Below are 25,520 nucleotides of genomic sequence, written 5' to 3' on the forward strand. Positions count from 1 at the left end.
ACAAAAACGCTGTATGACCACTGTATAGTATATGTTCGTCTATCTTTTTGACAACCTTAAAAAGCAGATAATATCAAACCCAGCGATTTGTCAAGTTAGGTATACTAATATTTGTTATGTTTGTAACTATGCCCTATTTGAGAACTTACTTTCTGTGTTGCCTGATGCTGAGTTCCTGCCGGTTAGTCCTGGCAGGTAATGGCGGGGGAGGTCCTTATGCCGCTCACTCCGTGCTGGCAGAGGGAACCTGGTTCAAGCTGGCTGTGACCAGAGAGGGCATTTACAAAATAGATAAGGCATTGCTTAGCAGTATGGGCATTAGCGGGGGGCTGAATACTATCAGGTTGTATGGTACCGGTGGGCAAATGCTGCCGGAGAGTAATGCCGCCGCCCGTTATGATGATCTTCCCGAAGTGGCGTTAATGGAAGAGGGGGATTACCTGTTGTTTTATGCACCGGGCCCTCATAGCTGGTCTTACAGGACGGGTAGTTTTTTCCATTCAGCCAATCTTTACAGTGATACTTCCTATTACTTTCTGCGTACCGGCGCCGGTGGCAGGCGTATTAGCACTGATCAGGGCGTTCCTGCCAATACGCTGGCTGTCAGTTCATTTGACTATCGCAACTTTTATGAGAATGACAGTCTGAATTTCCTTGCCAGCGGCAAGCAATGGTGGGGAACAGTGTTTAACAGCGCTCAGCCGTTGCGCAGGATAGATTTTACGTTGCCTGTTACGCCGGCTTCCCTGAAAGTGGATGCCAGGGTAGCTGCCCGCGGGTTCGGCAACAGCAGTTTTGCTGTAGACGTTAACGGTAGTAATGCGGGGACGCTGAGCCTTTCTGCTGTAAGCGGTAATATTTTCGAATCTTATGCCTCGGTAGCCAGCGGGAGTTTTACAGCTACCCCTTCCGGCACCAGCATACCGGTTACTCTCCGGTTCACTCCCGGTGGGAGTGGGGGGCAGGGCTGGCTGGATTACCTGGTTGTCAGCGGTCGCTGTCCATTGCAGCTGCCTGCGCAGGAACCGCTTTTTTTCAGGGATGCCGCATCTGTCAATGCCAATCAGACGGCGCTGTTCACCCTGGCCAACGCTAACAGTCAGACGGTTGTATGGGATATTACAGATCCTTTGCAGCCGGTAAGAATAACTACTAAGCTGACTGGCAGTACCTTGTCTTTTTCGAGGGATTGTTCTGTGCTGCATGAATATGCCGCCTTTGCAGGCCAGGGGTACCAGGCGCCGCGTTATACAGGGCCTGTAGCCAACCAGGACCTGCATGGTATAGAAGCTGCTGATATGCTGATCATCACCACTCCCGCCCTTCAGAGTGCAGCCAGCAGGCTGGCGGCATGGCATTCCTCGCATGACGGGCTGACCACCAGGGTAGTGAATGCAGGAGATATCTATACAGAATTTGCTTCCGGCTCTCCTGATCCGGTAGCTATCAGGGATTTTGTGAAGATGTGTTATGACAGGGGCGGACTGAAATACCTGCTGTTGTTCGGAGATGCTTCATATGATTATAAGCACAGGCTCAGCAATAATACGAATATGGTGCCCACCTGGCAGAGCGCTGTATCCACAGATCCTATTTACGCCTATCCTTCAGACGATTTCTTTGGCTTCCTGGACGATGCGGACGATATCAATGATAACGGGCGGCAGAACCTGCTGGATATTGCCATTGGCCGTTTGCCGGTACAGTCTGCCGCAGATGCCAATATCGCAGTAAATAAGATCATCCGCTATCATGATCCTGCTTCATTTGGCCGCTGGCAGCAACATATCACATTTGTAGCCGATGATGGCGATGCTAACCTTCACCTGCAGGATGCGGAAAGCATGAGTACTATTGCGGCGCAGCAATGGCCGGCCGGAAATATCAATAAAATATACCTTGATGCTTATCCTAAAGTAGCGGATGCCGGCGGCAGCCGTTATCCGGCTGTGAATGCCGCTATTGCAGAGGATATTTATAACGGAACACTTATCTGGAATTATACTGGTCATGGCAGCTATACCCGGCTGGCTGAGGAGGTGATCATGGAAGAGAGCTCTCTTTCTACCTGGAAGAATGCCGGCAAGCTACCGTTGTTCATTACTGCAACGTGCGACTTTGCTCCGTTTGATAACCCTGCCTATACGTCTCTGGGGGAGAAAGTGCTGCTGAAAGAGAATGGGGGTGGTATTGCGCTGATGACTACCACCAGGGCGGTATTTTCCGCCTCCAATAAGGTGCTGAATGCCAATTACCTGCAGCAGTTGCTGACGCCCGGGCCGGACGGAAGAATGCTTACCCTGGGGCAGGCAGCCATGGAGGCCAAAAACCAGACCTATATCACTTATACGGATATTCCTAATAACCGGAAATTCCAGCTCCTGGGAGATCCGGCGCTGACACTGGCATTTCCCCGTTATCATGTGGTGACAGATTCCCTGAACGGAAAAGCTATGGGAGATATACCGGATACCCTGAAAGCAATGGGCGCCTGTACCATTAAAGGGCACCTGGAAGATGAACAGGGGCGGCGGCTGGACCAATATAACGGTATGTTATACACAACGGTCTATGATAAGCCTGTATTGCTGTATACCAGGGGGAATGATGCCGGCAGCAGCCAGACGGAGTTCTACCAGCAACAGAACATCCTGTTTCGCGGTAGCCAGACTATAAAGAACGGGCATTTTTCCTGCAGCTTTGTAGTGCCTGCAGATATTGATTACCAGGCAGGGGCGGGCAGTATAGACTATTATGCCACCGATGGCAGCACTACTGCAGGAGGGGCTTTTTCTGATATCCAGGTAGGGGGAACTGCCGGGACTATTGAACAAGATACGCGGGGGCCTGTTATAAAAGGATATATGGACAATGAATACTTCCGGAACGGGGGAATGACGGGAGAGAATACAGTCCTGTTCCTGCGTCTGTACGATGAACATGGTATTAATACCTCCGGTTATGGGATAGGGCATGACCTGGTAGCGACGCTGGATAGCGGGCAATACTATATCCTGAATAACTTTTTTGAGGCTGCAGCTGACGATTACAGAAATGGCTCTGTGAGTTTTCCGTTCTCCGGGTTGTCTGAGGGGCTGCACCGGCTGACAATCAAAGCGTGGGATACGTATAATAATTCCAACACGGCCACACTGGATTTCAATGTAGCAGGCTCATCACAGCTGGCTGTGGAAAGGGTGAGCTGTTATCCTAATCCTTTCAGTGACAGGACCTGGTTTGCATTCAGTCATAATCAGCAGGGACAGGCACTTGACATTACTATCAGAATATTCACGGTTATGGGGCAACAAATAAAAACTATACATCATACAATAAATGCGGCAGGGAGTCGTTATGTAGGGGCATACTGGAATGGAACCAACGATGCCGGATCCAAAGTGCTGCCTGGAATTTACATCTACAACATGATGGTAACAGCGAATGGTAAAACAAAGGTTTTAGGCGGAAAAGTAATCTTATTATAACCTATGCATCAAGCAAATCGTCAACTGCCACAAGTCCCTGACCAGACCCCTGTTATTGATTATATTAATTTTCGAACTATTTTTACAACTCGTTCTAAACACTATTGCATGTATAATTGCATGATCCGAAAGGTAACTGTAAGCCTTGTCTTCATTTGTTGCGTCCTATTAACTCTAACTCCGCAAGCTTCCGCGCAGGATACTCTTGGCACCGGTAGCCTTGACGGCCGTACGAACACTATTAATACCGCTGTTCCTTTTCTGCGTATTTCCCCTGACGCAAGGGCAGGAGCTATGGGCGATGCCGGTGTAGCAACATCCCCGGACGCCAACTCTATTTACTGGAACTTAGCAAAGGTGCCGTTTGCCACCTCCCGTTCCAACGTCTCTGTTACGTATACACCCTGGCTGAAAGAGCTGGTGAACGACGTTTTCCTTGCCAGTGTAGCCGGTTATTACCAGATGGACGAATATCAGACCGTATCTGGTTCATTACGTTATTTCTCACTGGGTACCATCAACTTTACCGATGTTACCGGTACTCCCACATATGACTACCGTCCCCGTGAATTTGCTTTTGATGCCGGTTATGCCCGTAAGCTGTCAGACAATTTCTCTGTAGCTCTGGCCGGACGTTTCATCTATTCCAACCTGGCAAGCGGCGACATAGGCGGCCGTGTGATCAAACCGGGTAAGGCTTTTGCGGCTGACCTTTCCCTGTTCTATACAAAGAACTATGAGAAGGCCAATGGCGCCATAAATACCTGGAACATAGGTGCTGCGTTCACTAATATCGGTACCAAGATCTCCTATACGGAGTCTGCCACCAATAAAGACTTTATTCCTACCAATATGGGCCTGGGTACAGCCTATACCATCGGGATGGACCAGAGCAGCAAGATCATGTTCACACTGGACCTGAACAAACTGCTGGTGCCTACTCCGGACAGTACGGGTGCTTACCGTCAGAAGGGCGTACTTGCCGGTGTGTTTTCCTCTTTTGGCGACGCTCCCGGAGGTATGAGCGAAGAACTGAAGGAGATCACTCTTTCCCTGGGTAGTGAGTACAGCTATAATGATCAGTTCTTTGTACGTGCGGGTTATTTCTACGAGAACAAAATGAAGGGTAACCGTAAATATGTGACTGCCGGCGTGGGTGTGAAATACAACATGTTTGGCCTGAATTTCTCTTATCTGGTGCCTTCAGGCAACGGTATACAGCGTAATCCGCTGTCAAATACCCTGCGTTTCTCCCTCATCTTTGACCTGGACCACAAAGAGGAAGATAACAGCAACACATGGTAATTGCTGATAGCTAAATAGTTAATATTTTTTTAAAATATAAGAATCCTCCGGTTATTCCCGGAGGATTTTTAATTTGCGGTAATTTCGCACGCTGATCTATCCGTTTCAGTATATATTTTAAAGATCATATATTCATCATGAGTAAATTGCGTATTGGCCTGGGAGTAGATTTTCACCAGTTAACAGAAGGAAGGGATTTTTGGCTTGGCGGTGTATTAGTGCCCCATCATAAAGGCGCTCTTGGGCACAGTGATGCGGATGTATTGCTGCATGCCATCTGCGATGCCATGTTAGGTGCAGCCAGCCTGGGAGATATAGGGGTACATTTTCCTGATACAGATAACAGTTATAAGGGGATTGACAGTAAGATACTGCTGCAGCGTTCACTGGAGCTGATCAGCGCCAAGGGCTACCATGTGGTGAATGTAGACAGTACGCTTTGCCTGCAGGCGCCTAAAATAAAGCCTTATGTGCCGCATATGCAGGAAACTATTGCCGGCATCCTGAAGCTGACTGTTGAAGAGGTATCTATCAAGGCTACTACAACGGAAAAACTGGGTTTTGTGGGCAGGGAAGAGGGGGTAGTTGCATATGCTACCGTGTTGCTTGAAAAGGAATAGGAGCCGGTCCTGTGGCCGGCTAAAAATTACTTATTATCGGACTATTTAAAATACCTTTGTATAAATGGCTATTACCGTAAAGATCATTAATAAATCTGCCAATCCGTTACCTGCGTATGCAACCGCAGAAGCGGCCGGGATGGACCTCCGGGCCAGCCTGGAAACAGCAGTGACCCTACAGCCGCTTGAAAGGGCGCTTATACCTACCGGTCTGTTCATAGAACTGCCCTCCGGTTATGAAGCTCAGATCAGGCCTCGCAGCGGGCTTGCAATCAAACAAGGGTTAACCCTGCTGAACACGCCCGGTACTATCGATGCTGATTACAGGGGGGAGCTGAAGATCATTATGATCAATCTTTCCAATGAGCCACAGACCATTGCTCCGGGAGAAAGAATAGCCCAGATGGTAGTTGCTCCATTTGTGCAGGCGCAGCTGGAAGCTGTGGAACTGCTAACAGAAACAGATCGTGGCGCCGGAGGTTTCGGGCACACGGGAAAATCGTAATAAATGTACAGGTCTCAGCAAAACAGTAATTACCCGCCTGTAAAAGATGCTTTCCTGCCAAACTTCAGAAGTCTGGCCAGAGGAGTATCCTTTTTACTGCTGGGGTGCTGCCTTTTGCTGGAAACTGCCTGCCGTCCTGCCAGATCAGTACAACAGAAGCCCCGGCAAACAGTGATCAAAGATCCGGCATTGCTGGAGCAGCGGGCAGACAGCCTGTTCTTCACCGCCCAGCGCTCCAAGATACTGGGCGACTATCGCACCGCCATCACCCAGTTTTCAGACTACCTGCGCCTGAAGAAGGACAATCCCACCGTTTATTACGAACTGGCCCGTCTTTTCATAGAGGTACGCAATCCCGCTTATGCGCTGGGATTTGCCCGGCGCGCAGTAGGTATGGATACTTCCAATAAATGGTTTGAGATCACGCTGGCAGATGCTTTTGGCGTTAATGGCCAGTTTGATAGCGCAGCTGCCGTATATGGCCGCCTGGCAGACAGGTACCCGGAGAATGATGAATACCTGTACAATAAAGGAATGTTTCTGTCTAAAGCAGATAAGCCCCAGGCTGCGCTGACAGTGTTTGATCAGCTGGAGCAGAAGACAGGGGTGATAGAAGAGCTGGTCTTCCAGAAACAACGTCTTTTCCTGAAACTGGACAAGGTGGAAGATGCTGCCAACGAGGTGAAGAAGCTGATCAGCATAAACCCGGCAGAAATAAAATATTACCTGGTGCTGGGAGACATCTATAGCTCTAACGACCGGACCCAGGAAGCCAAGGAGTCTTACCGTACTGCCCTGTCTTACGATTCAACCAACCCGAGGGCATTGATAGCACTTTCCGGTTATGCCAAAAAAGAAGGAAATAACGCACTTTACTGGTCATATCTGACACGCGCCTTTGCCAATCCTGATTACAGTATTGATGAGAAGGTAGCTTTTGTATATCCTTACCTGCAAATGCAGGAAGTGGACACATCCAAGCTGCGGGAGGGACTGCTGCTGTCCCAGCTGGTCATAGAAGCACATCCTGAAGAGGCCAAAGCCTATGCTTTGCAGGCAGATATGTACTCGCAGGCAAACATGCTGGATAGCGCCCTGGTGGACTATAACAAATCTGTTACGCTGGATTCCACACGTTTTACTGTCTGGTACCAGCTGATGTGGATCTATTCCCGGCTGGAGAATAATGAGCAGTTGCTGAAAGTGAGTACCATAGTGTCAGAGCGGTTCCCCAAAGAATTTATGGGCCATTATTTTAAAGGGGTGGCCAACTTTTTGCTGCAAAATTATCCGGCGTCTATAGAATCACTGAATACGGCATTGCAGTCGGGCAGTAATGATAAAGGCACCCGGGCGGACGTTTATTCGCTGCTGGGAGATGCCTATCATGCTACCGGACAGCATCAGCAGTCAGACAGTAACTATGACCGAGCGCTGGCCCTTGAGCCTGACGATGCGCTGGTATTGAACAATTACAGTTATTATCTTTCCCTCCGGGGGGAACAGCTTGAAAAAGCGGAGGGTATGTCCAGGCATTCGCTGGAACTGGAGCCGGAAAGTACTAATTTCATGGACACATATGCGTGGGTACTGTTCCGTATGGGCAGATATGAACAGGCCAGGACCTGGATGGAGAAGGCCCTGCAGTCGACCGAGGCCAGGCAGAATCCTAACATGCTGGAACATTATGGTGATATCCTCTTTAACCTTCATGAAGTAGATAAAGCACTTGAATACTGGCAGCTGGCCAAAGATAATGGCGCTAATTCTGTAGGATTGGCCCGTAAAATTGCAGAAAAACGTTACATACTGGCAACCGAGCGGGAATAGAGGGGACCATATCTCCGTGAATATCGGAATGTATTGAATTAAAGATCATGATGAAGCAAACATTAGCACTGATAGTATTGGGTATTATAAGCACAGGACTGTTTTCATGCAGACATAGCCGCCAGATCTCACGCGTTTCTTTTCCTGTAGCTGACAGCAGCAAGCATATAGAGAACAATAACAGCGCAGACAGCGCTTCAGCGGCAGCAGCAACTGCCTATAACAAAGAACTTCTTGCCGGTATCCGGAATAACTATATCTCTTTCAACACTTTCTCTGCCAAGCTGAAGATAGACTTTGAGACTGAGTCAAAGCAGATGTCCGGTATCAATGCCAATATGCGTATGCAGAAAGACAGCCTGATCTGGATCTCTGTATCTGCCCCTATTATAGGGGAAGTTGCCAGGGTGGTGATCACGCCGGACAGTCTCAAAGCAGTGGATAAGTTTCATAAAAAAGTATATCTGCGTGCGTTGAAAGATGCAAAAGACATTCTTAATATCCCGTTCGATTTCAGGACATTGCAGGACATGATAATAGGGAACCCTATCTACCTGACAGATTCTATTTACCAGGTTGTGAAAACTCCGGCTGTTATTTCCTTTACATGTGACAGTACTTTCTTTACCAGCATCTTCAATGTATTTGCAGATGATTATGGCCTGCAGCAGAGTAAGGTGATGGATAAGGATGAGACGCATAAACGTTCGATAGAGCTGACATACGGAGAATACAAATCTCAGGGGAAGATTAAGTTTGCTACCCGCCGAAGGGTATTTGTGGAAGAGAAGAGTTATACAAAGGTGAACATGGATTTTAATAAAGTAGATTTTGATCAGCCGGTTACGTTCCCCTTTACAGTGCCTTCCGGTTATTCAAAAGAATAGCAGGAGCCAGCCCCTGTGCGCCTGACCGGGACATTTAAATTTGTAAATTGCTATATTGCAGCTATCTTTAAAAGTATCATGCCGAATCTGAAGAAGTTTTTCCCACTGATATTCATCTTAGGTTTATTACCTGCCTTGCTTCATGCGCAGGCGCCCCAGTTGTCGCGGGAGGAACTCGAACATAGAAAAAGAGAGCTGCAGAGAGAAATTGATGAAGCGAACAACGCCCTGAAGGATACCAAGAAATCCAGACGTGAAAGCCTTGGACAGCTGAGAGTACTGCGTGATAAAATAGCTCTCCGTACCCGTCTCATCAACAATATAAACGAAGAGATCAACTTCATTAACGGAGATATCAATTCCGCTTACCGTGATATCAAGACACTGGAAAAAGACCTGGACACACTGAAATCGCAGTATGCACAGCTGGTAGTTTATGCCTATAAGAACCGCAGCACTTATGACATGCTGAACTTTATCTTTTCGGCACAGACCTTCAATGATGCTATCAGGCGTTACCAGTATCTTAAGCAATATCGCGATTACCGTCGCAGGCAGGCAGAGAATATCCTGGAAACACAGGTATTGCTGAACAAGAAAATTGAAAGTCTCCGTGATCAGAAACAGAACCGTTCCAGCACGCTGAAGCAGGAACAGGAGCAGCGTTCTGTACTGGAAGTAGACAGGAAAGAGAAGGATGAGGTACTGAGCAAGCTGAAGGGGCGTGAGAAAGAGTTGCTGGCAGATATCAACAAGAATAAGAAAGATGCACAGAAAGTGCAGGCAGCTATACAGGCTGTAATACGCCGTGAAATTGAAATTGCCCGTAAGCAGGCAGAAGAGGAAGCTGCTGCCAAACGGAGGGCTGCTGTTGCTGCTGAAGAGAAACGTAAAAAAGAAGAAGCTGCGAGAAAGGCTGCCGCCGCTGCTGCTGCTACAGCCGCTGCCAATGCTGCAAAAGCGAATAACCCGGGTAATGCAACTGCTGATAAACCGGAAACAAAACCTGTAGCAGAGCCGCCTGCGCCTAAGCCTGCAGAGGTAGAGAAACCAGCACGTACAGAGAACGTACTGGAAGCTACCCCGGAAGCGCTGGCATTATCTGAAAGCTTTGAGTCTAACCGTGGTAAGCTGCCATGGCCTGTGGCTTCAGGGCATATTATAGGGCATTTTGGCCGTCAGCAGCATGCTGTAATGGAACGTATCACAGTGGAGAACGACGGTGTGATTATAGGTACAGGCAGAGGCGCTCCGGTAAAGGCTATTTTCCAGGGTGAGGTGAGAACGGTAGCGGTTATACCTGGTGGTGGCTCGTTGGTTATTATCAGGCATGGGCAGTACTTTACCAACTATGCGCGTTTGCAGTCGGTGAATGTAAGGACGGGTGAAAGGGTTAGTACGGGGCAGGTGATAGGTACTGCGGGTACTAATGAGCTGGAGAATCTTGGTGAAGTGGAATTGCAGATCTATAAAGGTATTCAGAAGCAGAATCCTGAGTTCTGGATCAGAAGGAAATGATATTGTTTTTTTAGAATAAGCGGAATTGCGCAAAAAAATTGGGTTCGCCTTTGGCGAACCCAATTTTTTTGCGAGGAGGTTTATTGGTCTGCGGCCGCTGGATAAAGGCGAAACTTCTTTTTTGAGAAGGGATTTATCTGGCCTGCCGCAGGCTAAAATGGTTGTTAATAGTTAAGATACGAGCGCTTTATTGATCACTTCTTCATATAAAGCCTCATACTGAGGAATGATATTACTGATATGGAACCGTTGCGCCTGTTCAAGCGCTCCTTTCCTCATCTCTGCCATGAGATGTTCATCCAGCAACAGCCTTGTTGCATGTTCCGCCATGCTGTTCACATCTCCTACGGGGCTGAGGAAGCCTGTCTGTCCGTGAATATTCACTTCCGGCAAACCGCCTGCATTGGAAGAAATAACAGGTACCTGTGCGGCCATTGCTTCAAGCGCAGCGAGACCAAAGCTCTCATAATCTGAAGGCAGCAGGAAAAGATCTGCGATAGACATTACATCTTCCAGCTGTTCCTGTTTACCTACAAAGCGAACGTCTCCGCAAAGGTCCATTTCACGGCACATGCTCTCAATAGTAGGCCTGTCAGGGCCATCACCTACCAGCAACAGTTTGGCCGGGACCTGCTCTCTTACTTTGCTGAATACCTTGATCACATCAGGCACGCGTTTGACTTTACGGAAGTTGGATACATGCAGCAATATCCGTTCACCATTGGGTGCAATGGCATTCCGGAAATGCAGCAGTTCTCCTTCACGGCGTTTGAAACGTTCAGTGTCCACGAAGTTATAGATCACCTCTATATCTTTCTCAATCTGGAATGACTTGTAGGTTTCTTCCCGCAAGTTATTGGATACCGCCGTGATGGCGTCAGATTCATTGATGGAGAAGGTAACTACCGGTGCATAGGTCTTATCTTTACCTACCAGGGTAATATCAGTACCGTGCAGGGTGGTGATGAATGGTACTATCCGGCCCTGTTTGCTCACTATCTGTTTAGCCATATAGGCTGTAGAAGCGTGGGGAATGGCATAGTGTACGTGCAACAGGTCCAGCTGCTGGTTCACTATCACATCTACCATTGTGCTGCTCAGGGCTGATTCATAAGGAGGAAAATCAAACAGCGGGTAAGTAGGCACCTGCACTTCATGATAATATATGTTGGCATGAAAGGCATTCAATCTTACAGGTTGCTGATAAGTAATGAAATGCACCATATGACCCTTATCAGCCAGGGCCTTGCCCAGTTCAGTTGCCAGTACGCCACTACCCCCATAAGTAGGGTAACATACTATTCCAATACGCATTTGTTATTGTTTAAAACTTGAAACGCTAAACACTTATGCCGGAAGGTTAGCCCGCAGAACACAGTTTTTACGTTATTACAGGCTACAAAATTATAACATTTTAAAATGATATGCCTTTTAAATGGATTAATGGTAATGTTACCATTAATTTTATAGTTTTAGCGTTTAAATCGACTGCCATTATGAGAAAATACCTGCTGCCGGCTTTTTTAGCCTGTTCACTGTCGGTGAGTGCCCAACAAGAGAATGATTCACTGCAATTACGCCATCTGGCTTCAGAAATATTAAGACACAGCAAAGCTTATTCAGACCTGAAAGTGCTGACACAGGAGGTGGGCGGCCGTCTGGCCGGTTCCCCGCAAATGGTGAAGGCGGAGCAATGGGGAGAGAAAGCGCTGAAAGCTGCCAATGCAGACACTGTATACCTGCAGGAATGCCAGGTACCTCACTGGGTAAGAGGGGAAAAGGAGGAGGTACGGATCATTTCCCGCCGCCGTGACTTTATTCCGCCTTTAAACGTACTGGCCCTGGGTAACTCTGTAGGCAGCGGCGCTACCGGTGTTACGGCGCCGGTGCTGGAGGTATCTTCATTTGAAGACCTGGAAGCCAAGAAGGACCAGGTGAAGGGAAAGATCGTCTTTTACAACTACCCGTTCAACCCGGAATTCATCCGTACATTTGAGTCTTACGGAGACGCCGTAAAATACCGCGGCCGTGGCGCCAGCCAGGCTGCCAAATACGGAGCGCTGGCGGTAGTGGTAAGGTCCATGACCCATGGGGCCAATAATTTACCGCATACAGGAGCTATGGCTTATAATGATTCCTTCCCCAGGATCCCTGCTGTGGCTATAGGTCTGGAAGATGCAGATATGCTGAGCAACCGCCTGAAAGGAGAATCTGACATGAAGCTGTACCTGCGTACCAGCTGCCGGATGCTGCCGGATACTACAGGGCATAATGTCATAGCAGAGCTGCGTGGTACGGAACACCCTGAGCAGATCATTACCGTAGGTGGTCATCTCGACTCGTGGGACGTGAATGAGGGAGCACATGATGATGGTACCGGCTGTGTACAGTCTATTGAGATCATCCGTGCTTTTAAAGCACGGGGTATCAGGCCTAAACATACTATCCGCGTAGTGCTGTTTGCGAATGAGGAGAATGGCACCCGTGGCGGCAGGAAATATGCAGATGTGGCAAAGGCGAAAGGAGAGCAGCACCTGTTTGCCCTGGAAAGCGATGCTGGCGGTTTTACGCCCCGTGGTTTCTCTTTTGAGATGCCGGCAGAGAAAAGGGCCAAAATCCTTTCATGGGCGCCTTTATTCAAGCCCTATGACGTATATGAATTTGAAGCTGTAGGCGGTGGTGTGGATGTAGGACAGCTGGCTGCAGCAATGGGTACTCCTATAGGTGAACTTTTACCCGATTCCCAACGTTATTTTGATCTGCATCATGCTGCCAATGATGTGTTTGAAGCGGTGAATAAAAGGGAGCTGGAACTGGGCGCTTTCAGCATGGCAGCATTGATCTACCTGGTAGATAAATATGGATTGTAATCCCTGACTTAAATAATAAATATGCGCAGATTTCTTTTTTCCGTGATCGGGATAGTAATAGTGCTGCTGGTTGGATTTTTCTTTTACAAGTTCTATTTCGTGTTTGGCCGTGGCGTGAAAGCCGGTGAGCTGAACTATTTTGTAGAGAAAGGATATGTTTTCAAAACATATGAAGGCCGGTTAATACAGACCGGTTACCGTTCCAAACAACCGGGTGCGCTTCAGTCAAACGAGTTCCAGTTCTCTGTAACAGATGAGAAAGTGGCGCAACAGCTGATGAACAGTAGCGGGAAGTTTGTGCAGCTGCATTACAAGGAATACCTGGGAGCGGTTCCCTGGCGCGGGTTCAGCAATTTTATAGTGGATAGCGTGATATCTGTGGAGAACCCGGTATATTAAAATAAAGAGGTCCTGCCTTAGGCAGGACCTCTTTATTTTCAGGCCAGCATCAGGAATATGGCCGGCTTCTTATGCAGTTCCGGTATAGAATGTTTCCATTCCTTCACTGATCTTGTATGTATAAATTCTTCCGGCCCCGTAATATCTGCCGCTATACAAATCTGCGTAGTGTCTTTACAGTTAGCCAGTATATCTTTCAGCAGCTGGTTGTTGCGGTAAGGCGTTTCAATAAAGAGCTGTGTTTGTTGTTTTTTCTGTGATTGTAATTCCAGGTCGCGTATAGCTTTTACCCTTTCAGGTGGTTTTACAGGGAGGTAGCCAATAAACTGGAAATTCTGGCCGTTCATGCCTGAAGCCATCAGTGCCAGCAGCATGGAGTTGGGGCCTACCATGGGAATCACGGGGGCGTCTATGCTGTGTGCCGCTCTTACTACCAGGTGCCCGGGATCGGCGATAGCAGGACAGCCTGCCTCACTCATAATGCCTATATCTTTTCCTTCCAGCAGCAGTTTTTTTGCCAGCGCCGTATCTGGTGGGTTATGCTCGTGCATGAGCAGCAACTGAAGGGTATCTATGTTGATGCTTTTATCAAGAGCTTTGAGATAGCGCCTGGCCGTTCTTTCATTCTCCACGAAGAAAATGCTGATCTGCTGTACTGCAGCAGTGATATAGGCCGGGATGGTGTGCAATGCATCCGGGCTGAGCACAGTGGGGATCAGGTATACTTTACCAGGTTGCGCCATGCAGTAAACGTTTATCTGACAAGTGAATGGTTGCGGCTATTACAGCGTAGGAAGGAGCCATTATCCATCCTACAACAGGAATGAACATGGCCAGGTAGAAAACGATACCGTTGCCTAATGCGATGCCTCTGTGTGCTTTAATGAATGCTATGCTCTGCCGGGTACTGAGACGGTGGCGTTCGCAGCTGTAATCTACCATAGAGAAGCCGTAAAAGTAGCATTCCATGAAGAAGGCGCCCAGTGGTGTAATCCATCCTACTATGGGTATGAATGACAGTATGATGAGCAGGAGCATGCAAATGGTCTGATACAGCATATTGCGCAGTGATATGCTGACGCCTCTTGCCATGTCTTTCAGGAACTGCTGTGCGCTGAAGGGGAAGTCACGGCGTTCGAGGATAGCTTCCGTCTTTTCTGAAAGGTAGGCAAAGAGTGGTGAGCCCAGTATGAGAAAGAGATATTTATAGTACGAAAAATACAATAGCAGTATCATGATCCTGATGGAGAATCCCAGCAGGATGAACAGGAAGCTTACCCAGCTGCTTTCCAGGTCCTGTATCCATATTTTTACGGGGAGGAGATTGAAAAGATATTCTACTACTTCACCTGAATAGCCCCACACGAAATAGCTGCCTGTCATGAAAAGCAGGCAATATAGGATACCTGGCACAAGTATCCACTTCCATAACTTGTGCTGCATGATGAATTGATGTGCTTTTCCGTAAGCCTGTATGGCTGCCAGAACTTCTCTGAATGAAAACAAGATCCTGGAATTTTAGTGTTTAGTTATTCGCAATAAGCATTGATCCGGATTGTAAGTAACTAAAAAACGGCGGAACAATAGAAAAAAATGTGACGGTATAAATAAAAAACCTGCCAGTCATTGTAACTGGCAGGTTCTTTAATTGATGATCTGTTTTATCAGAAGCGTGGACACAAGGTCCTGTATTTGTTGCCGTCGTTGCGTTTCCTGATGTAGATCAGTGATAATTCTACGCCACCACGGTAGTTAGAAGCGGGTTTCAGGGAAGAAACGTTCATATCGTAAGATAATCCCATCTGGAAGCCGTTTATTTCAAGGCCAACGTAAGGGTTGATCGCATCTTTCAGGCGGTACCAGCTACCCAGGTAGAAGGTAGTGGGATTGTCGTCATCGCCGTTCAGGTTAAAGCCATAAGCGCCGCCAAAAGCAACTTCAGATGCGGTGCTTTGTTTCATGTACAGGGCGCTTACGTGAATGCGGTTGCTGCCGTTTACAGGGAACGAGCCTCCGCCGTGGGCAGTATACCTGGCGGTGAGCCTGTTGTTATTCTTTGCCATGAAGGTCTCTGTAGGCTGTGTGATATGATAGAAGGAAGCGCCCGCATAGATGTTGGAAGCTTCGCCTACAAGGCCGTTATAGAGGATACCGATGTTCGGATCCAGGTAAGAGATGGTAGGATTTACGAAGGTTTCGCCACTGGGAATAGCAGGGTTATATCCGTCGTTATCTATCTGGTTCTCGAATACCAGTTTGGTCTGATCGAGGCGTTTCGACACGTATGTAGCCTGCAGGCCAATAGCCAGGGTATGATTTCCTTCCGGGTCGAGACCTTTATGGTAAGCGGTACTGAAGCTCAGGTAGGTAGAAGTGAGTGCACCGCCGCCGGTCCTGTCGTACATCGCCATTACGCCTACGCCCCAGATGTCTGTATATGAAATTACATTTTTCAGTATCTGAAAATCTACAGCAGCTGTTCCTGTGGTGAAGGGAGTGGAGATGCTTCTCCATTGTGAACGATAGTTACCGGAAACGCGGAAATCGCCGGAAAAAAGACCCGTGAATGCCGGATTAAGAGTGAGAGGCGAAGCAAAGAACTGCGAAAAATGCGGGTCCTGGGCCTTCGCCGGGTTCATCAGATAAAGGGCAATAGTGAAAAACAGCAACACTTTTTTCATAAAACAATACTTATATAGTATAGGGTTTCTCATGGTTCCGTGTGAAGGTACACAATGCTCCTCATATTCCAAATTAAAATATATAAGGGCACAGGTGAGAAATCCCTAAAGTGTTATGAATGAATAACTAATCAGATCAGTTTTATTTGGTTGACTTTCATTCGCTGTTGCCTGACGGCCCTTTCTGTCGGATTTTGGTTTTTTACTGTTGAAGTTTGTTACCGAAAGCAAGATCGCCGGCGTCACCTAATCCGGGAACAATGTATCCTTTTGCGGTCAGTTCGTCGTCAATATCACCCGCCCAGATGCTGAGGTTATTGCCTGCATGTCTTTGAACATATTCAATTCCTACGGTACAGGCGATAGCCACTACAAGGTGAATATGTCTGGGTTTGCCGATGCTTTGCAGGTGCTCTATGGTTTTTACCAGGGAAGCGCCTGTGGCCAGCATAGGGTCAGATAATATGACAACCTGGTCTTCTATTGAAGGGCTGGATACATATTCCAGGCTGATATCAAATGAGCCGTCATGGTTATGCTTGCGGTAAGCCGAAATAAACGCATGATCTGCTTTGTCAAAATAATGCAATAGTCCCTGATGGAGGGCTAGTCCTGCTCTCAGGATGGTAGCCAGCACAGGTTGTTGTTTGAGGACCCTGCAGTTGGCGATGCCCAGCGGGGTCTGGACTTCTTTCTCTTCGTATTCCAACGTTTTACTTATTTCATAAGCGGCTATCTCACCCAATCTTTCCATATTCCGCCTGAAGCGCATACGGTCTGTCTGGATTTCCATACTCCGGATCTCACTTAACCAGTCTCCTACTAACGAATTGGTGCTACTAAGATTAATAATCATATGCGCAAAATACCAATTTTTTCAGAGCTGTAGGCAGGAAATAACAATAAAGTAACGAAACATAACGGGTGTTGGCAGATTATTAAAACCCGGCGGGAAAAAGAAGGGCCGGCCAGCGGCCGGCCCTGAATAAAAGGTTTTGGGATGGCTGACCACTGGTCAGCCGGAATAATGGAAGAAGGCCGGTTAATGGATGATCTGCGCCTTTTTGACCAACTGTATAAATTCTGCCCGGTAACCTTCAGTATCGGTACCTCTGGCATTCTGAGCAAGGCTCAGCACCTGTTCGTAGCTGGCATTGCCTTTATGTGTGGAGTTGCGGAGCAGTAATCCGAATCCTGCAACTGCGGCGGCCATACGGAAATCTTCCGGTGTCTGTGTTATATCCTGTATCTGCCAGTTCAGCACTTTGGTGAGCAGCTGGCTCTTAGCTTCCCGGGGATCTTTATACCGGAGCTTAATGGTAAGCGCTTCTGGAGAGAAGGTTTTGACAGGGAGGTTCTGCTGATATTTCAGCGGATCTACTGCGGGTTGTCCTTCATTGCCGGCACCGGCGGGGATGATCTCATAGAGGGCGGTCACGGTGTGACCCGCGCCCATATCGCCGGCGTCCTTTTTATCGTCGTTGAAGTCTTCATTGTTCAGCATCCTGTTTTCATAACCCACGAGGCGGTAAGACTTCACATACTTAGGGTTGAACTCTATCTGCAGTTTTACATCTTTCGCTACCGTGAACAGCGTGCCGCCAAATTCGGTGACGAATGTACGGCGGGCTTCTTCGAAATTGTCTATATAGGCATAGTTACCATTTCCCTTATCTGCCAGCAGCTCCAGTTTATTGTCCTTGTAGTTACCCATACCAAAGCCGAGGACTGACAGGAAGATGCCTTTTTCCCGCTCTGTTTCAATGATACGCTGGAGGTCGCCATCGCTGGAAACCCCTACGTTAAAGTCGCCATCTGTAGCCAGTATCACCCTGTTATTTCCATTCTTCAGCAGGTTTTCTGCGGCGGTCTTATAGGCCAGCAGGATACCTGCTCCGCCGGCTGTGGAGCCGCCTGCTTCCAGTTTGTCCAAAGCATCGAGGATGGCGGTTTTATCTTTACCTGAAGTTGATGGCAGTACCAACCCGGCAGCACCGGCATACACCGCTATCGCTACTTTATCTTCTTCTCTTAATTGAGCTACCAGGGCTTTCAGCGCCTGCTTTACCAGCGGCAGCTTGTTAGGATCGCTCATAGAACCGGACACATCGATCAGGAAGACCAGGTTAGACGCCGGCAGGGATTCTTTTTCAACAGTCTTTCCTTTCAGTGCAATGCGTACCAGCTGATGGGCCAGAGCCCAGGGGCAGCTGGCCATATCTGCATAGATGGCTACAGGATCTTTCCCGGTGGGATTTTTATACTCATAATCGAAGTAGTTGATCATTTCTTCCACTCTCACAGCATCAGCAGGAGGAAGGTTCCCGTTGTTCAGATAGCGTCTTACATTGCTGTAGGAAGCACGGTCTACGTCTATAGAGAAAGTGCTGAGCGGCTGATCTTTAGCGGTATGGAAGATGTTCTCGTTGATAGGACTGTAATCTTCCGTGTTATAGTTCGTGTTGGGGGGAAGGGTCCTGTATCCGCGGATAGCAACGCCGGAAGCCCTGCCTGCCAGAGCACCTGTTATTGCCTGCTTTTGCATGGGCGCATAACCGGTTACCACTATTTCCTGCATAGGAGCCGGGTCACCTTTAGCATCCATGATAGTGCGCTGCTTTACCTCTTTGAGCCTCAGGTCCCGTTTAAGAGTGAGCTGCAGCGTCTTATCGGCCGGGTTTAGCTGTACGGAATCCGGCAGGTAACCATTGCAGCTGATATAGATCATTGTTTTTTCTGTGGGGACTGCCAGTTTGAACTGCCCCTTTGCATTTGTGACTGCTTTTGTATTGTTCCCTGTGCGGAGGGCTACCACGGCCCCTGTTAGCGGAGAATGGGACCTGTTGTCTTTAACTGTACCCTCAATGCTGCGCTGGGCCTGTACTTCCAGGCTGATAAATGCTGCGAGTATAAGGAAGAGATATTTTTGCATAGCGCGTTAATTTTAATCTGCCTGTATGATGCATATCATGCTCCTGATTCCATAAAAGGCAGCAAAAAAAATTGGGGTTAATCCACATTATTTACTTTTGCACAAATTTTACGGCATGGTATATAATGTAATAGGTGTATCCTCAGGCAGTTCTCTGGCCGGCTTGGACCTGGTTTTTACTGCCCTGACGGAAGTAAGGGGCAAATGGGAATACGAGATCAGGGCGGCAGTGCGACTGCCATACACCCCTGAATGGGAAGAAAAACTGAGTGGAGCTGCAGATCTTCCTGCAAGGGACTATATGTTGCTGCACAGTGAGTACGGGCATTTTACAGGACATGCCATAAAGTCGTTCATTCACGATAATCAACTGGACCACCAGGTCCACTTCATAGTAACCCATGGACATACTATATTCCATGTGCCTTCTCAGAAAATGACCGCACAACTGGGAGATGGCGCCGCCATTGCTGCTGTGACCGGTCTTTCTGTGATCAGTGACCTGCGGGCTATGGACGTAGCACTGGGAGGGAAAGGAGCACCACTTTTTCCACTGGCAGAACAATTGCTTTTCCCGGATTTCACTTACCGGTTAAACCTGGGGGAAAATGCAACGCTGGCAGCTCAGCTGAATGGAGCTTTCGCAGCCTTTGATATCTGCCCCTGCAATTATATACTGGATTCACTGGCAGCTACCCTGGGCCGTGCATATGATGAAGACGGGCAACTGGCTGCAGGCGGCGTTACAGACGCTCCGTTGCTGGAATCACTAAACGGGCTGGCATTTTACAGAGAAAGTTATCCGCGTACAATAGCTTCAAAATTTGGTACGGGGACAGTATTACCACTTATACAGAAGCATCAGCTTTCTACGCAGGGTAAGCTGAATACCTATGTAAAGCATATTGCAGCACAGATAGCGGGTACGCTTGGCAGCCTTCAGCAGGATAAAACGCAGGAGGCGCCTGCAACGCTGCTGTTGACAGGTGGCGGGATCTTTAATGGTTTCCTTATAAAAAGTATACAGGAAGCATTACAACCTTTGAATATTACTATTACAATACCTGAAGAACCAACCAGTAAATTCCGTACGCCATTGATGGTGGCTTTGCTGGGCGCATTACGCTGGAGGCAGGAAACAAATGCTTTTGCATCTGTGACAGGAGCTGAGAAAGACAGTGTGGGCGGGGCTTTATGGGCTATCTGATTAAAAGTTTTTATCAGGGCATTTATTAAAATGCCCTGATAAAATGTTCTTATACAACTGAAGTAAAACTAAAATTATCTCCGTCAAACAACCCCAGATCGCTCAGCTTCAGGTGTGGAATAACCAGCAGCGCCATAAATGATAATGTCATGAAAGGTGCGTCCAGTTTACTTCCCAGGGCTTTTGCCGCTTTGTCCAGTTCAGAATAACGTGCTGCTACTTCATAGCCGTCAAGATTGCTCATCAGGCCTGCTACAGGCAATGGCAATACATCTGCTTTCCCGTTACTTACTACGCTTACCCCGCCTTTATGTGCTATCACAGCATTGATGGCAAGGCTGATGCTTTCATCGTCTGCACCAACGGCAATAATATTATGACTGTCATGTGCTACGGAAGACGCGATGGCGCCTTGTTTAAATCCGAAGTTCTTAATGAATGCAAGTGCTGCGGGAGCCTGTCTGTAACGGTTCACTACAGCCAGTTTCAGGATATCTTTTTCTACAGAGGAACGTATTTCACCGTTGGTGACAGATAATGTTTCCTGCAGGCTGTTGGTGATGAGCTGTCCGTCCAGTGCTTCAATAACTTTCACTGTAACGCTGTTTCCGCCAGCGGGTATACGAAGGCTGTCAGCATTTATCGGCGCGCAGTCAAAGTTGTTGATAACAGGCGCTATGACTGAATCGATCAATGTTTTACCATTGCGGGCTACAGCCTTTCCGTTGATGTAGGTAGTGAGGATATTGAAAGAGGTGGTGTTATCTATCACAATGAAATCTGCCGGATCTCCGGTTCTGAGTAGCCCTGTTGGTATCCTGTAATGCAGTACGGGGTTCACACATGCAGCGCGCAGCACTTTGAAGAGATCAATGTTGAGGGCCAGCGCTCTTTTTACAAGCACGTTGATATGCCCTTCCACGAGGTTGTCAGGATGTTTGTCATCACTGCAGAACATGATCTTTTCAGGATGGTCGTTCAGCAGGTGTATCAGGGCATTGAAGTTGCGTGCTGCACTACCTTCACGGATAAGGATGTGCATACCGTGCTGCAGTTTGTCCATTGCTTCTTCTGCGGTAAAGCATTCATGATCTGTGCTGATGCCTGCATCAATATATTGTTTTGCGGCATCGCCACGGAGGCCGGGAGCGTGGCCATCCACCGGTTTACCTGCTTTTTTTGATGCCGCTATTTTAGCCATTACATCCGGTTGCTGGTGCAGTACGCCGGGAAAGTTCATCATTTCTGTCAGGTAGAGCACTTCGGGTTTCTGCAGTAGTGCTTCCACATCTTCTACTGTAACGGTGGCGCCTGCTGTTTCGAAGGTGGTGGCAGGCACGCAGGAGGGAGCGCCGAAGCAGAAGCGGAAAGGAACTGTTTTGCCATTCTCCAGCATGTATTCCACTCCCTGTACACCCAGTACGTTCGCAATTTCGTGAGGGTCGGAAACCGTTGCTACCGTACCATGTACTACTGCCAGGCGTGCAAACTGGGAAGGCGTAAGCATAGAGCTTTCCACATGCACATGCGCGTCAATGAACCCGGGCAGGAGATACTGATTGTAGGTGGCTGCATCTTCGGTGATGCTGCTGATACGGCCGTTCTCAACCACTACAGTAGCGGGATAGATCCTTTGTTGCAGTATGTCTATCAGGTTGCCGGAAATGCTGAAAGTATCTGTCATGTCGGGAATGTTTTTAAGATGATCAATAGCGCTGTACCATCGCCCTGGCCTCTTCAGCGATCTTTGAGGCAAGGTGTTCAGGCTGTAATACTTTTACGTTGGCCCCATAGCTGAGCAGTAACATCTGCAGTTCATGATTAATGACAAGATGCAGTGATACACGGCATTCCTTGTCGTTGTCTGATTCTATCTGCTGAGAGGGATGGATAGGTTGTGATTTGATGTATTTGCCCTGTAAGGGTGTGAAGGAAAGCACAACTTTTTCCGGTTCTCCCTGTGGCACGGTTACGCCTATTGCATGCTGGTAATAGCTGGCATCATCAAAGTTTTTCTGGTCGAATGTTTTGCCTGTAGGCCAGATATCTACTATCCTGTCCAGCGCAAAGGTGAGCAGGGTCCCGCCTTTGGCTTTCTGGCTTTTGCCTATCAGGTAAAAACGGTATTGATATTCCCGCAGGTGATAGGGTTCTACCCAGTGTTCTTTAGGTTCGTTCCTGTCAAAGCTCTGGTAGGAAATGCGGATTACTTCCAGGCCTTTGATGGCATCTACAATAAAAGGGATGTGTGAAGCGCCTTTGTATTGTGTAGCGCGTGCAAAGCGGATCAGGCCTTTGTGCTCAAGCACTTCCCTGTTCTTTTTGAGGCTATGTGCAATTTTCAGAATGGTATCTTCAAACTGTTCTATTACAGGCAGGCTGCGGAACTGTTCGAGGATGCCAATGGCAATTTCCAGTCCTTCAAGATCTGCTTCATCAATAGGCAGGCTGTTGATGGAGTAAGTTTCATCTTCGTAACGGTATGTCTTTGAACTACGGTCATAAAGAATAGGGGCCTTATAGTTAAGGTCCGGGTCATGCCTCATGTCCTGTATGTCTTTCTGTATGGTACGTACGGAGATTGTTGCGTCCATTTTAGCGGAAACATATTCAATGAGGTCTTCGAGGGTGGGTTTTCTCAAGCGTTTGTTGCGTAGCCGTTCGTCTATCCACCGGTAACGCGAAACAGCATCCTTATTCTTAGGCATGCATAGAATTTTAGAGGTTAAAAATAGTTAAAATTCGCTACGCAAATCCCCTGCGTTTTGGCCTTATACCTTTGTATCGTTATCAATAATTAACCGGTATGAACAAAACAAACACCGCTACCGTAACATCAACACAGGCTATTTCAGTGAGCCAGATCATCCTTGATGAATCTAACTTCCTAACGCTCTGGGGCCAGGTAAAGAAGGATGATGGCTGGCACCGTTGCGATTTTGTAACCACATATGAAACGTTGAACACCATGTTGCGTTATGTGCAGGACAGGAGTGATGCTGTACAGATGACTATTGTTCAGAAGCTGGAACATATGGGCCAGAATCCTGATCTGATAGACCTGGAAGCTGAGCTTGGCTCTCCCGTATTGTTCGATAACATGTATTTCCGCCTGACCCGCCCGGGTTACCGTGAAGAGGGCGCCTGGATAGAATACACGGATGGCGAGTGTTATTACATTGATGATGTATTGCCCATGCCTGCTGCCAGGGAGCAACAGTATGTGAAAAAGATAGATCACTGTATGGATATGCTTCGTAAGAGCTATGAGCTTTACCTGGGCTACCTGGAACTTGATTTTGAAGAAGATACTGCCCGGCAGAAAGCTGACCTGGCAGACGATCTGAAATATACTCTGGCATATTATGCCTGGAAAATGTAGGGCCCAGACCCGGTTAACCCCGCAGTTAGTCCTGCTTGGAAGACATTTTGGCGCGCTTTCCGGAGCGCTGACCTGTCCCATGGAACCCCTGAAAAACCCCTTTATATCCCTTGAAATGACCCCGGCCCCCTAACGGTGTTATGCTGCAAGCCGCTTAGTGAAGCGCTATCCCTAATACCTTTATTCCCAATTGTTTGTTTCAACTCCACCCTGCCTGGTTACCAGGCAGGGATTTTTTTTCAAAAAATAGTTCCAAAGTCTATAATATTTGTAGGAAATCCCTATTTTTGAAATTGTAAAATAGTGTACATATGAGCTTAAGATTAGGAGATATAGCGCCAAACTTTCAGGCAAAAACGACTTTAGGAGAGATAGATTTTTACGAATATCTGGGTGATAGCTGGGGAGTACTGTTCTCCCATCCGGCAGATTATACGCCGGTATGTACTACTGAACTGGGTAAAACTGCCCAGTTAAAAGATGAATTTGCAAAGCGCAATGTGAAAGTACTGGCGCTGAGCGTAGATCCGCTGGACAAGCACAAAGGCTGGATCAACGACATTAACGAAACACAGAATGCAGACGTTAACTTCCCTATCATAGCTGATGATGACAGGAAAGTGTCTGATCTTTATGATATGATCCACCCGAATGCTTCAGAAACTTTCACTGTAAGGTCTCTGTTTATCATAGGGCCGGACAAGAAAGTGAAGCTGACAATCACATACCCTGCTTCTACAGGAAGGAACTTCCATGAAGTATTGCGTGTGATCGACTCCCTGCAGCTGACCGCCAATTATAGCGTAGCAACGCCAGCTAACTGGGTAGACGGGGAAGATGTGATCGTTACGGCAGCGGTGAAAACGGAAGATATTCCTGCCCGCTTCCCTAAAGGCCACAAAATTATCAAGCCTTATCTGAGAACAACACCGCAGCCTAATAAGTAATGGCTGTTGTATCAATAAGGCAGAAATATTAACTGTAATGAACCTGCACAGTAATATGTGTCAGGTTTTTATTCATAAGAGTTTTTAATGGTTGGTTTTTGATTTTTACGAAACGGGGATTTTTCCCCGTTTTTTTTATGCCAATAAAAAAGCGATTCCGCAAAGAACGGAACCGCTTTTTCACTTAATTATATGATACGGCGTTTTATAGTACCAGCTCAGAGCTGCGGCCGCTATTTTTCCTCAACTGTGTTACCACGGCCTGTATATCTTTAGGCAAAGGCGCCTCTATCACGTACTCAACTCCCTGCTGATCAGCGAAATGCAGCTGCCAGGCATGTAATGCCAGTCTGCTGAGCAGGGGGCGTTCTTCCTCTGTATTCTTTCCCAGTTTATAGTTTTTCTTGATAGCGGAAAGGAAGATAGGGGCATTGGTGCCATACAGCTCGTCTACGGCAATAGGGTGGCCTATATGCTTCATATGTACCCTGATCTGGTGGGTACGGCCGGTATGGATCTGTAATTTCACCAGGCTATAAAGGCCAAAGGCTTCCACTACTTCATAATCTGTCAGGGATGCTTTCCCTTTTTTATTGGTCACCATCTTTCCTTTCTGTACAGGATGTTCCATAATAGGTTCATCCACGCTGCCGGAAGGAGTGAGTAGCTGACCGTTTACCAGGCCCATGTAGAATTTCTTTACATGGCGGGATTCAAACAGCTGGGAGTAGTATTTGTGTGCGGTCTCATTCTTAGCAAAGAGGATGATACCGCTGGTGTCTTTATCCAGCCTGTGTACGGTGAATATCTCGCCATAGTGTTTTTTCAGCAGTCCCTGTAAGGATTGCAGCTGGTTGTCATGCCTGTCAGGAATGGTGAGCATCCCGGCGGGCTTGTTCAGCACTACAAAGTCAGGCGTTTCTTTTATTATAAGGTCGTTTATCCGCATAAA

General features: G+C 47.7%; 21 protein-coding genes. 12 read left to right on the top strand and 9 right to left on the bottom strand.

Annotation, left to right across the window (positions count from 1 at the left end; all coding sequences use genetic code 11):
* Positions 1–137 precede the first annotated feature (137 nt).
* The 7 genes from porU to GO493_RS04640 all read left to right on the top strand — a co-directional run bounded on the left by porU (position 138) and on the right by GO493_RS04640 (position 10,150).
* A complete protein-coding gene (gene porU, locus GO493_RS04610) occupies positions 138–3,485 on the top strand; it encodes a type IX secretion system sortase PorU (RefSeq protein ID WP_157304921.1) in 3,348 nt (1,115 codons plus the stop codon).
* 108 nt (positions 3,486–3,593) lie between these two features.
* Positions 3,594–4,790 (top strand): type IX secretion system outer membrane channel protein PorV, encoded by a 1,197-nt coding sequence (porV, locus tag GO493_RS04615; RefSeq protein WP_157304922.1) that lies wholly within the window; start codon positions 3,594–3,596, stop codon positions 4,788–4,790.
* A 137-nt stretch (positions 4,791–4,927) separates the two neighbouring features.
* Positions 4,928–5,410, top strand: coding sequence for a 2-C-methyl-D-erythritol 2,4-cyclodiphosphate synthase (gene ispF / locus GO493_RS04620; protein ID WP_157304923.1), 483 nt, complete (start codon positions 4,928–4,930; stop codon positions 5,408–5,410).
* A gap of 64 nt (positions 5,411–5,474) precedes the next feature.
* Positions 5,475–5,915, top strand: a complete 441-nt coding sequence (gene dut / locus GO493_RS04625) for a dUTP diphosphatase (protein ID WP_157304924.1) — start codon at positions 5,475–5,477, stop codon at positions 5,913–5,915.
* A 3-nt stretch (positions 5,916–5,918) separates the two neighbouring features.
* On the top strand, positions 5,919–7,745 hold the full coding sequence (locus GO493_RS04630) for a tetratricopeptide repeat protein (RefSeq protein ID WP_157304925.1): 1,827 nt from the start codon (positions 5,919–5,921) through the stop codon (positions 7,743–7,745).
* Positions 7,746–7,792: 47 nt separating this feature from the next.
* The gene (locus GO493_RS04635; RefSeq protein WP_157304926.1) at positions 7,793–8,632 is read left to right on the top strand and encodes a DUF4292 domain-containing protein; all 840 of its coding nucleotides are present in this window, start codon (positions 7,793–7,795) and stop codon (positions 8,630–8,632) included.
* 78 nt (positions 8,633–8,710) lie between these two features.
* Positions 8,711–10,150: a murein hydrolase activator EnvC family protein gene (locus GO493_RS04640; protein ID WP_157304927.1), complete on the top strand. Its 1,440-nt coding sequence runs from the start codon at positions 8,711–8,713 to the stop codon at positions 10,148–10,150.
* A 171-nt stretch (positions 10,151–10,321) separates the two neighbouring features.
* On the opposite strand, the gene bshA is transcribed toward GO493_RS04640, so the two are convergent.
* The gene (bshA, locus tag GO493_RS04645) at positions 10,322–11,464 is read right to left on the bottom strand and encodes an N-acetyl-alpha-D-glucosaminyl L-malate synthase BshA (RefSeq protein WP_157304928.1); all 1,143 of its coding nucleotides are present in this window, start codon (positions 11,462–11,464) and stop codon (positions 10,322–10,324) included.
* 182 nt (positions 11,465–11,646) lie between these two features.
* On the opposite strand from bshA, the gene GO493_RS04650 reads away from it, so the two are divergent.
* Both GO493_RS04650 and GO493_RS04655 read left to right on the top strand, forming a co-directional pair.
* The gene (locus GO493_RS04650; protein ID WP_157304929.1) at positions 11,647–13,020 is read left to right on the top strand and encodes a M20/M25/M40 family metallo-hydrolase; all 1,374 of its coding nucleotides are present in this window, start codon (positions 11,647–11,649) and stop codon (positions 13,018–13,020) included.
* A gap of 21 nt (positions 13,021–13,041) precedes the next feature.
* Positions 13,042–13,419, top strand: coding sequence for a hypothetical protein (locus GO493_RS04655; protein WP_157304930.1), 378 nt, complete (start codon positions 13,042–13,044; stop codon positions 13,417–13,419).
* 38 nt (positions 13,420–13,457) lie between these two features.
* Here the strand turns inward: GO493_RS04655 and GO493_RS04660 are convergent, their stop codons facing one another.
* The 5 genes from GO493_RS04660 to GO493_RS04680 form a co-directional block, all read right to left on the bottom strand.
* Positions 13,458–14,162: an SAM-dependent methyltransferase gene (locus GO493_RS04660; protein ID WP_157304931.1), complete on the bottom strand. Its 705-nt coding sequence runs from the start codon at positions 14,160–14,162 to the stop codon at positions 13,458–13,460.
* Entirely contained in the window at positions 14,146–14,925 is a 780-nt protein-coding gene (locus GO493_RS04665) for an EI24 domain-containing protein (protein ID WP_157304932.1), read from the bottom strand. Before GO493_RS04665 ends, GO493_RS04660 begins: the two co-directional genes overlap by 17 nt.
* Positions 14,926–15,083: 158 nt before the next feature.
* On the bottom strand, positions 15,084–16,100 hold the full coding sequence (locus GO493_RS04670; RefSeq protein WP_157304933.1) for a PorP/SprF family type IX secretion system membrane protein: 1,017 nt from the start codon (positions 16,098–16,100) through the stop codon (positions 15,084–15,086).
* A 202-nt stretch (positions 16,101–16,302) separates the two neighbouring features.
* On the bottom strand, positions 16,303–16,956 hold the full coding sequence (upp, locus tag GO493_RS04675; RefSeq protein ID WP_157304934.1) for a uracil phosphoribosyltransferase: 654 nt from the start codon (positions 16,954–16,956) through the stop codon (positions 16,303–16,305).
* A 186-nt stretch (positions 16,957–17,142) separates the two neighbouring features.
* Positions 17,143–19,032 carry a YfbK domain-containing protein gene (locus GO493_RS04680; RefSeq protein ID WP_157304935.1) on the bottom strand — a complete coding sequence of 630 codons (1,890 nt, stop codon included), beginning with the start codon at positions 19,030–19,032 and terminating at the stop codon, positions 17,143–17,145.
* 115 nt (positions 19,033–19,147) lie between these two features.
* Here GO493_RS04680 and GO493_RS04685 point away from each other — a divergent pair, with 115 nt between their 5' ends.
* Positions 19,148–20,239, top strand: coding sequence for an anhydro-N-acetylmuramic acid kinase (locus GO493_RS04685; protein WP_157304936.1), 1,092 nt, complete (start codon positions 19,148–19,150; stop codon positions 20,237–20,239).
* Positions 20,240–20,288: 49 nt separating this feature from the next.
* On the opposite strand, the gene ade is transcribed toward GO493_RS04685, so the two are convergent.
* On the bottom strand, positions 20,289–21,923 hold the full coding sequence (ade, locus tag GO493_RS04690; protein ID WP_157304937.1) for an adenine deaminase: 1,635 nt from the start codon (positions 21,921–21,923) through the stop codon (positions 20,289–20,291).
* 22 nt (positions 21,924–21,945) lie between these two features.
* Positions 21,946–22,947: a helix-turn-helix transcriptional regulator gene (locus GO493_RS04695; RefSeq protein ID WP_157304938.1), complete on the bottom strand. Its 1,002-nt coding sequence runs from the start codon at positions 22,945–22,947 to the stop codon at positions 21,946–21,948.
* 98 nt (positions 22,948–23,045) lie between these two features.
* On the opposite strand from GO493_RS04695, the gene GO493_RS04700 reads away from it, so the two are divergent.
* Both GO493_RS04700 and GO493_RS04705 read left to right on the top strand, forming a co-directional pair.
* The gene (locus tag GO493_RS04700) at positions 23,046–23,621 is read left to right on the top strand and encodes a hypothetical protein (RefSeq protein WP_157304939.1); all 576 of its coding nucleotides are present in this window, start codon (positions 23,046–23,048) and stop codon (positions 23,619–23,621) included.
* A 311-nt stretch (positions 23,622–23,932) separates the two neighbouring features.
* Complete coding sequence (locus tag GO493_RS04705) at positions 23,933–24,568, top strand: peroxiredoxin (RefSeq protein WP_157304940.1); 636 nt, start codon at positions 23,933–23,935, stop codon at positions 24,566–24,568.
* A gap of 205 nt (positions 24,569–24,773) precedes the next feature.
* On the opposite strand, the gene GO493_RS04710 is transcribed toward GO493_RS04705, so the two are convergent.
* The gene (locus tag GO493_RS04710) at positions 24,774–25,517 is read right to left on the bottom strand and encodes an RluA family pseudouridine synthase (protein ID WP_157304941.1); all 744 of its coding nucleotides are present in this window, start codon (positions 25,515–25,517) and stop codon (positions 24,774–24,776) included.
* Positions 25,518–25,520 lie beyond the last annotated feature (3 nt).

The organism is Chitinophaga tropicalis (genome assembly GCF_009758205.1).
In the GTDB taxonomy this organism is placed as follows: domain Bacteria; phylum Bacteroidota; class Bacteroidia; order Chitinophagales; family Chitinophagaceae; genus Chitinophaga; species Chitinophaga tropicalis.

Coding starts and splice junctions, on each gene's coding strand:
- porV (WP_157304922.1), top strand. CDS start 3,594: ATGTATAATTGCATGATCCGAAAGGTAACTGTAAGCCTTGTCTTCATT.
- ispF (WP_157304923.1), top strand. CDS start 4,928: ATGAGTAAATTGCGTATTGGCCTGGGAGTAGATTTTCACCAGTTAACA.
- dut (WP_157304924.1), top strand. CDS start 5,475: ATGGCTATTACCGTAAAGATCATTAATAAATCTGCCAATCCGTTACCT.
- GO493_RS04630 (WP_157304925.1), top strand. CDS start 5,919: ATGTACAGGTCTCAGCAAAACAGTAATTACCCGCCTGTAAAAGATGCT.
- GO493_RS04635 (WP_157304926.1), top strand. CDS start 7,793: ATGATGAAGCAAACATTAGCACTGATAGTATTGGGTATTATAAGCACA.
- GO493_RS04640 (WP_157304927.1), top strand. CDS start 8,711: ATGCCGAATCTGAAGAAGTTTTTCCCACTGATATTCATCTTAGGTTTA.
- bshA (WP_157304928.1), bottom strand. CDS start 11,464: ATGCGTATTGGAATAGTATGTTACCCTACTTATGGGGGTAGTGGCGTA.
- GO493_RS04650 (WP_157304929.1), top strand. CDS start 11,647: ATGAGAAAATACCTGCTGCCGGCTTTTTTAGCCTGTTCACTGTCGGTG.
- GO493_RS04655 (WP_157304930.1), top strand. CDS start 13,042: ATGCGCAGATTTCTTTTTTCCGTGATCGGGATAGTAATAGTGCTGCTG.
- GO493_RS04660 (WP_157304931.1), bottom strand. CDS start 14,162: ATGGCGCAACCTGGTAAAGTATACCTGATCCCCACTGTGCTCAGCCCG.
- GO493_RS04670 (WP_157304933.1), bottom strand. CDS start 16,100: ATGAAAAAAGTGTTGCTGTTTTTCACTATTGCCCTTTATCTGATGAAC.
- upp (WP_157304934.1), bottom strand. CDS start 16,956: ATGATTATTAATCTTAGTAGCACCAATTCGTTAGTAGGAGACTGGTTA.
- GO493_RS04680 (WP_157304935.1), bottom strand. CDS start 19,032: ATGCAAAAATATCTCTTCCTTATACTCGCAGCATTTATCAGCCTGGAA.
- GO493_RS04685 (WP_157304936.1), top strand. CDS start 19,148: ATGGTATATAATGTAATAGGTGTATCCTCAGGCAGTTCTCTGGCCGGC.
- ade (WP_157304937.1), bottom strand. CDS start 21,923: ATGACAGATACTTTCAGCATTTCCGGCAACCTGATAGACATACTGCAA.
- GO493_RS04695 (WP_157304938.1), bottom strand. CDS start 22,947: ATGCCTAAGAATAAGGATGCTGTTTCGCGTTACCGGTGGATAGACGAA.
- GO493_RS04700 (WP_157304939.1), top strand. CDS start 23,046: ATGAACAAAACAAACACCGCTACCGTAACATCAACACAGGCTATTTCA.
- GO493_RS04705 (WP_157304940.1), top strand. CDS start 23,933: ATGAGCTTAAGATTAGGAGATATAGCGCCAAACTTTCAGGCAAAAACG.
- GO493_RS04710 (WP_157304941.1), bottom strand. CDS start 25,517: ATGCGGATAAACGACCTTATAATAAAAGAAACGCCTGACTTTGTAGTG.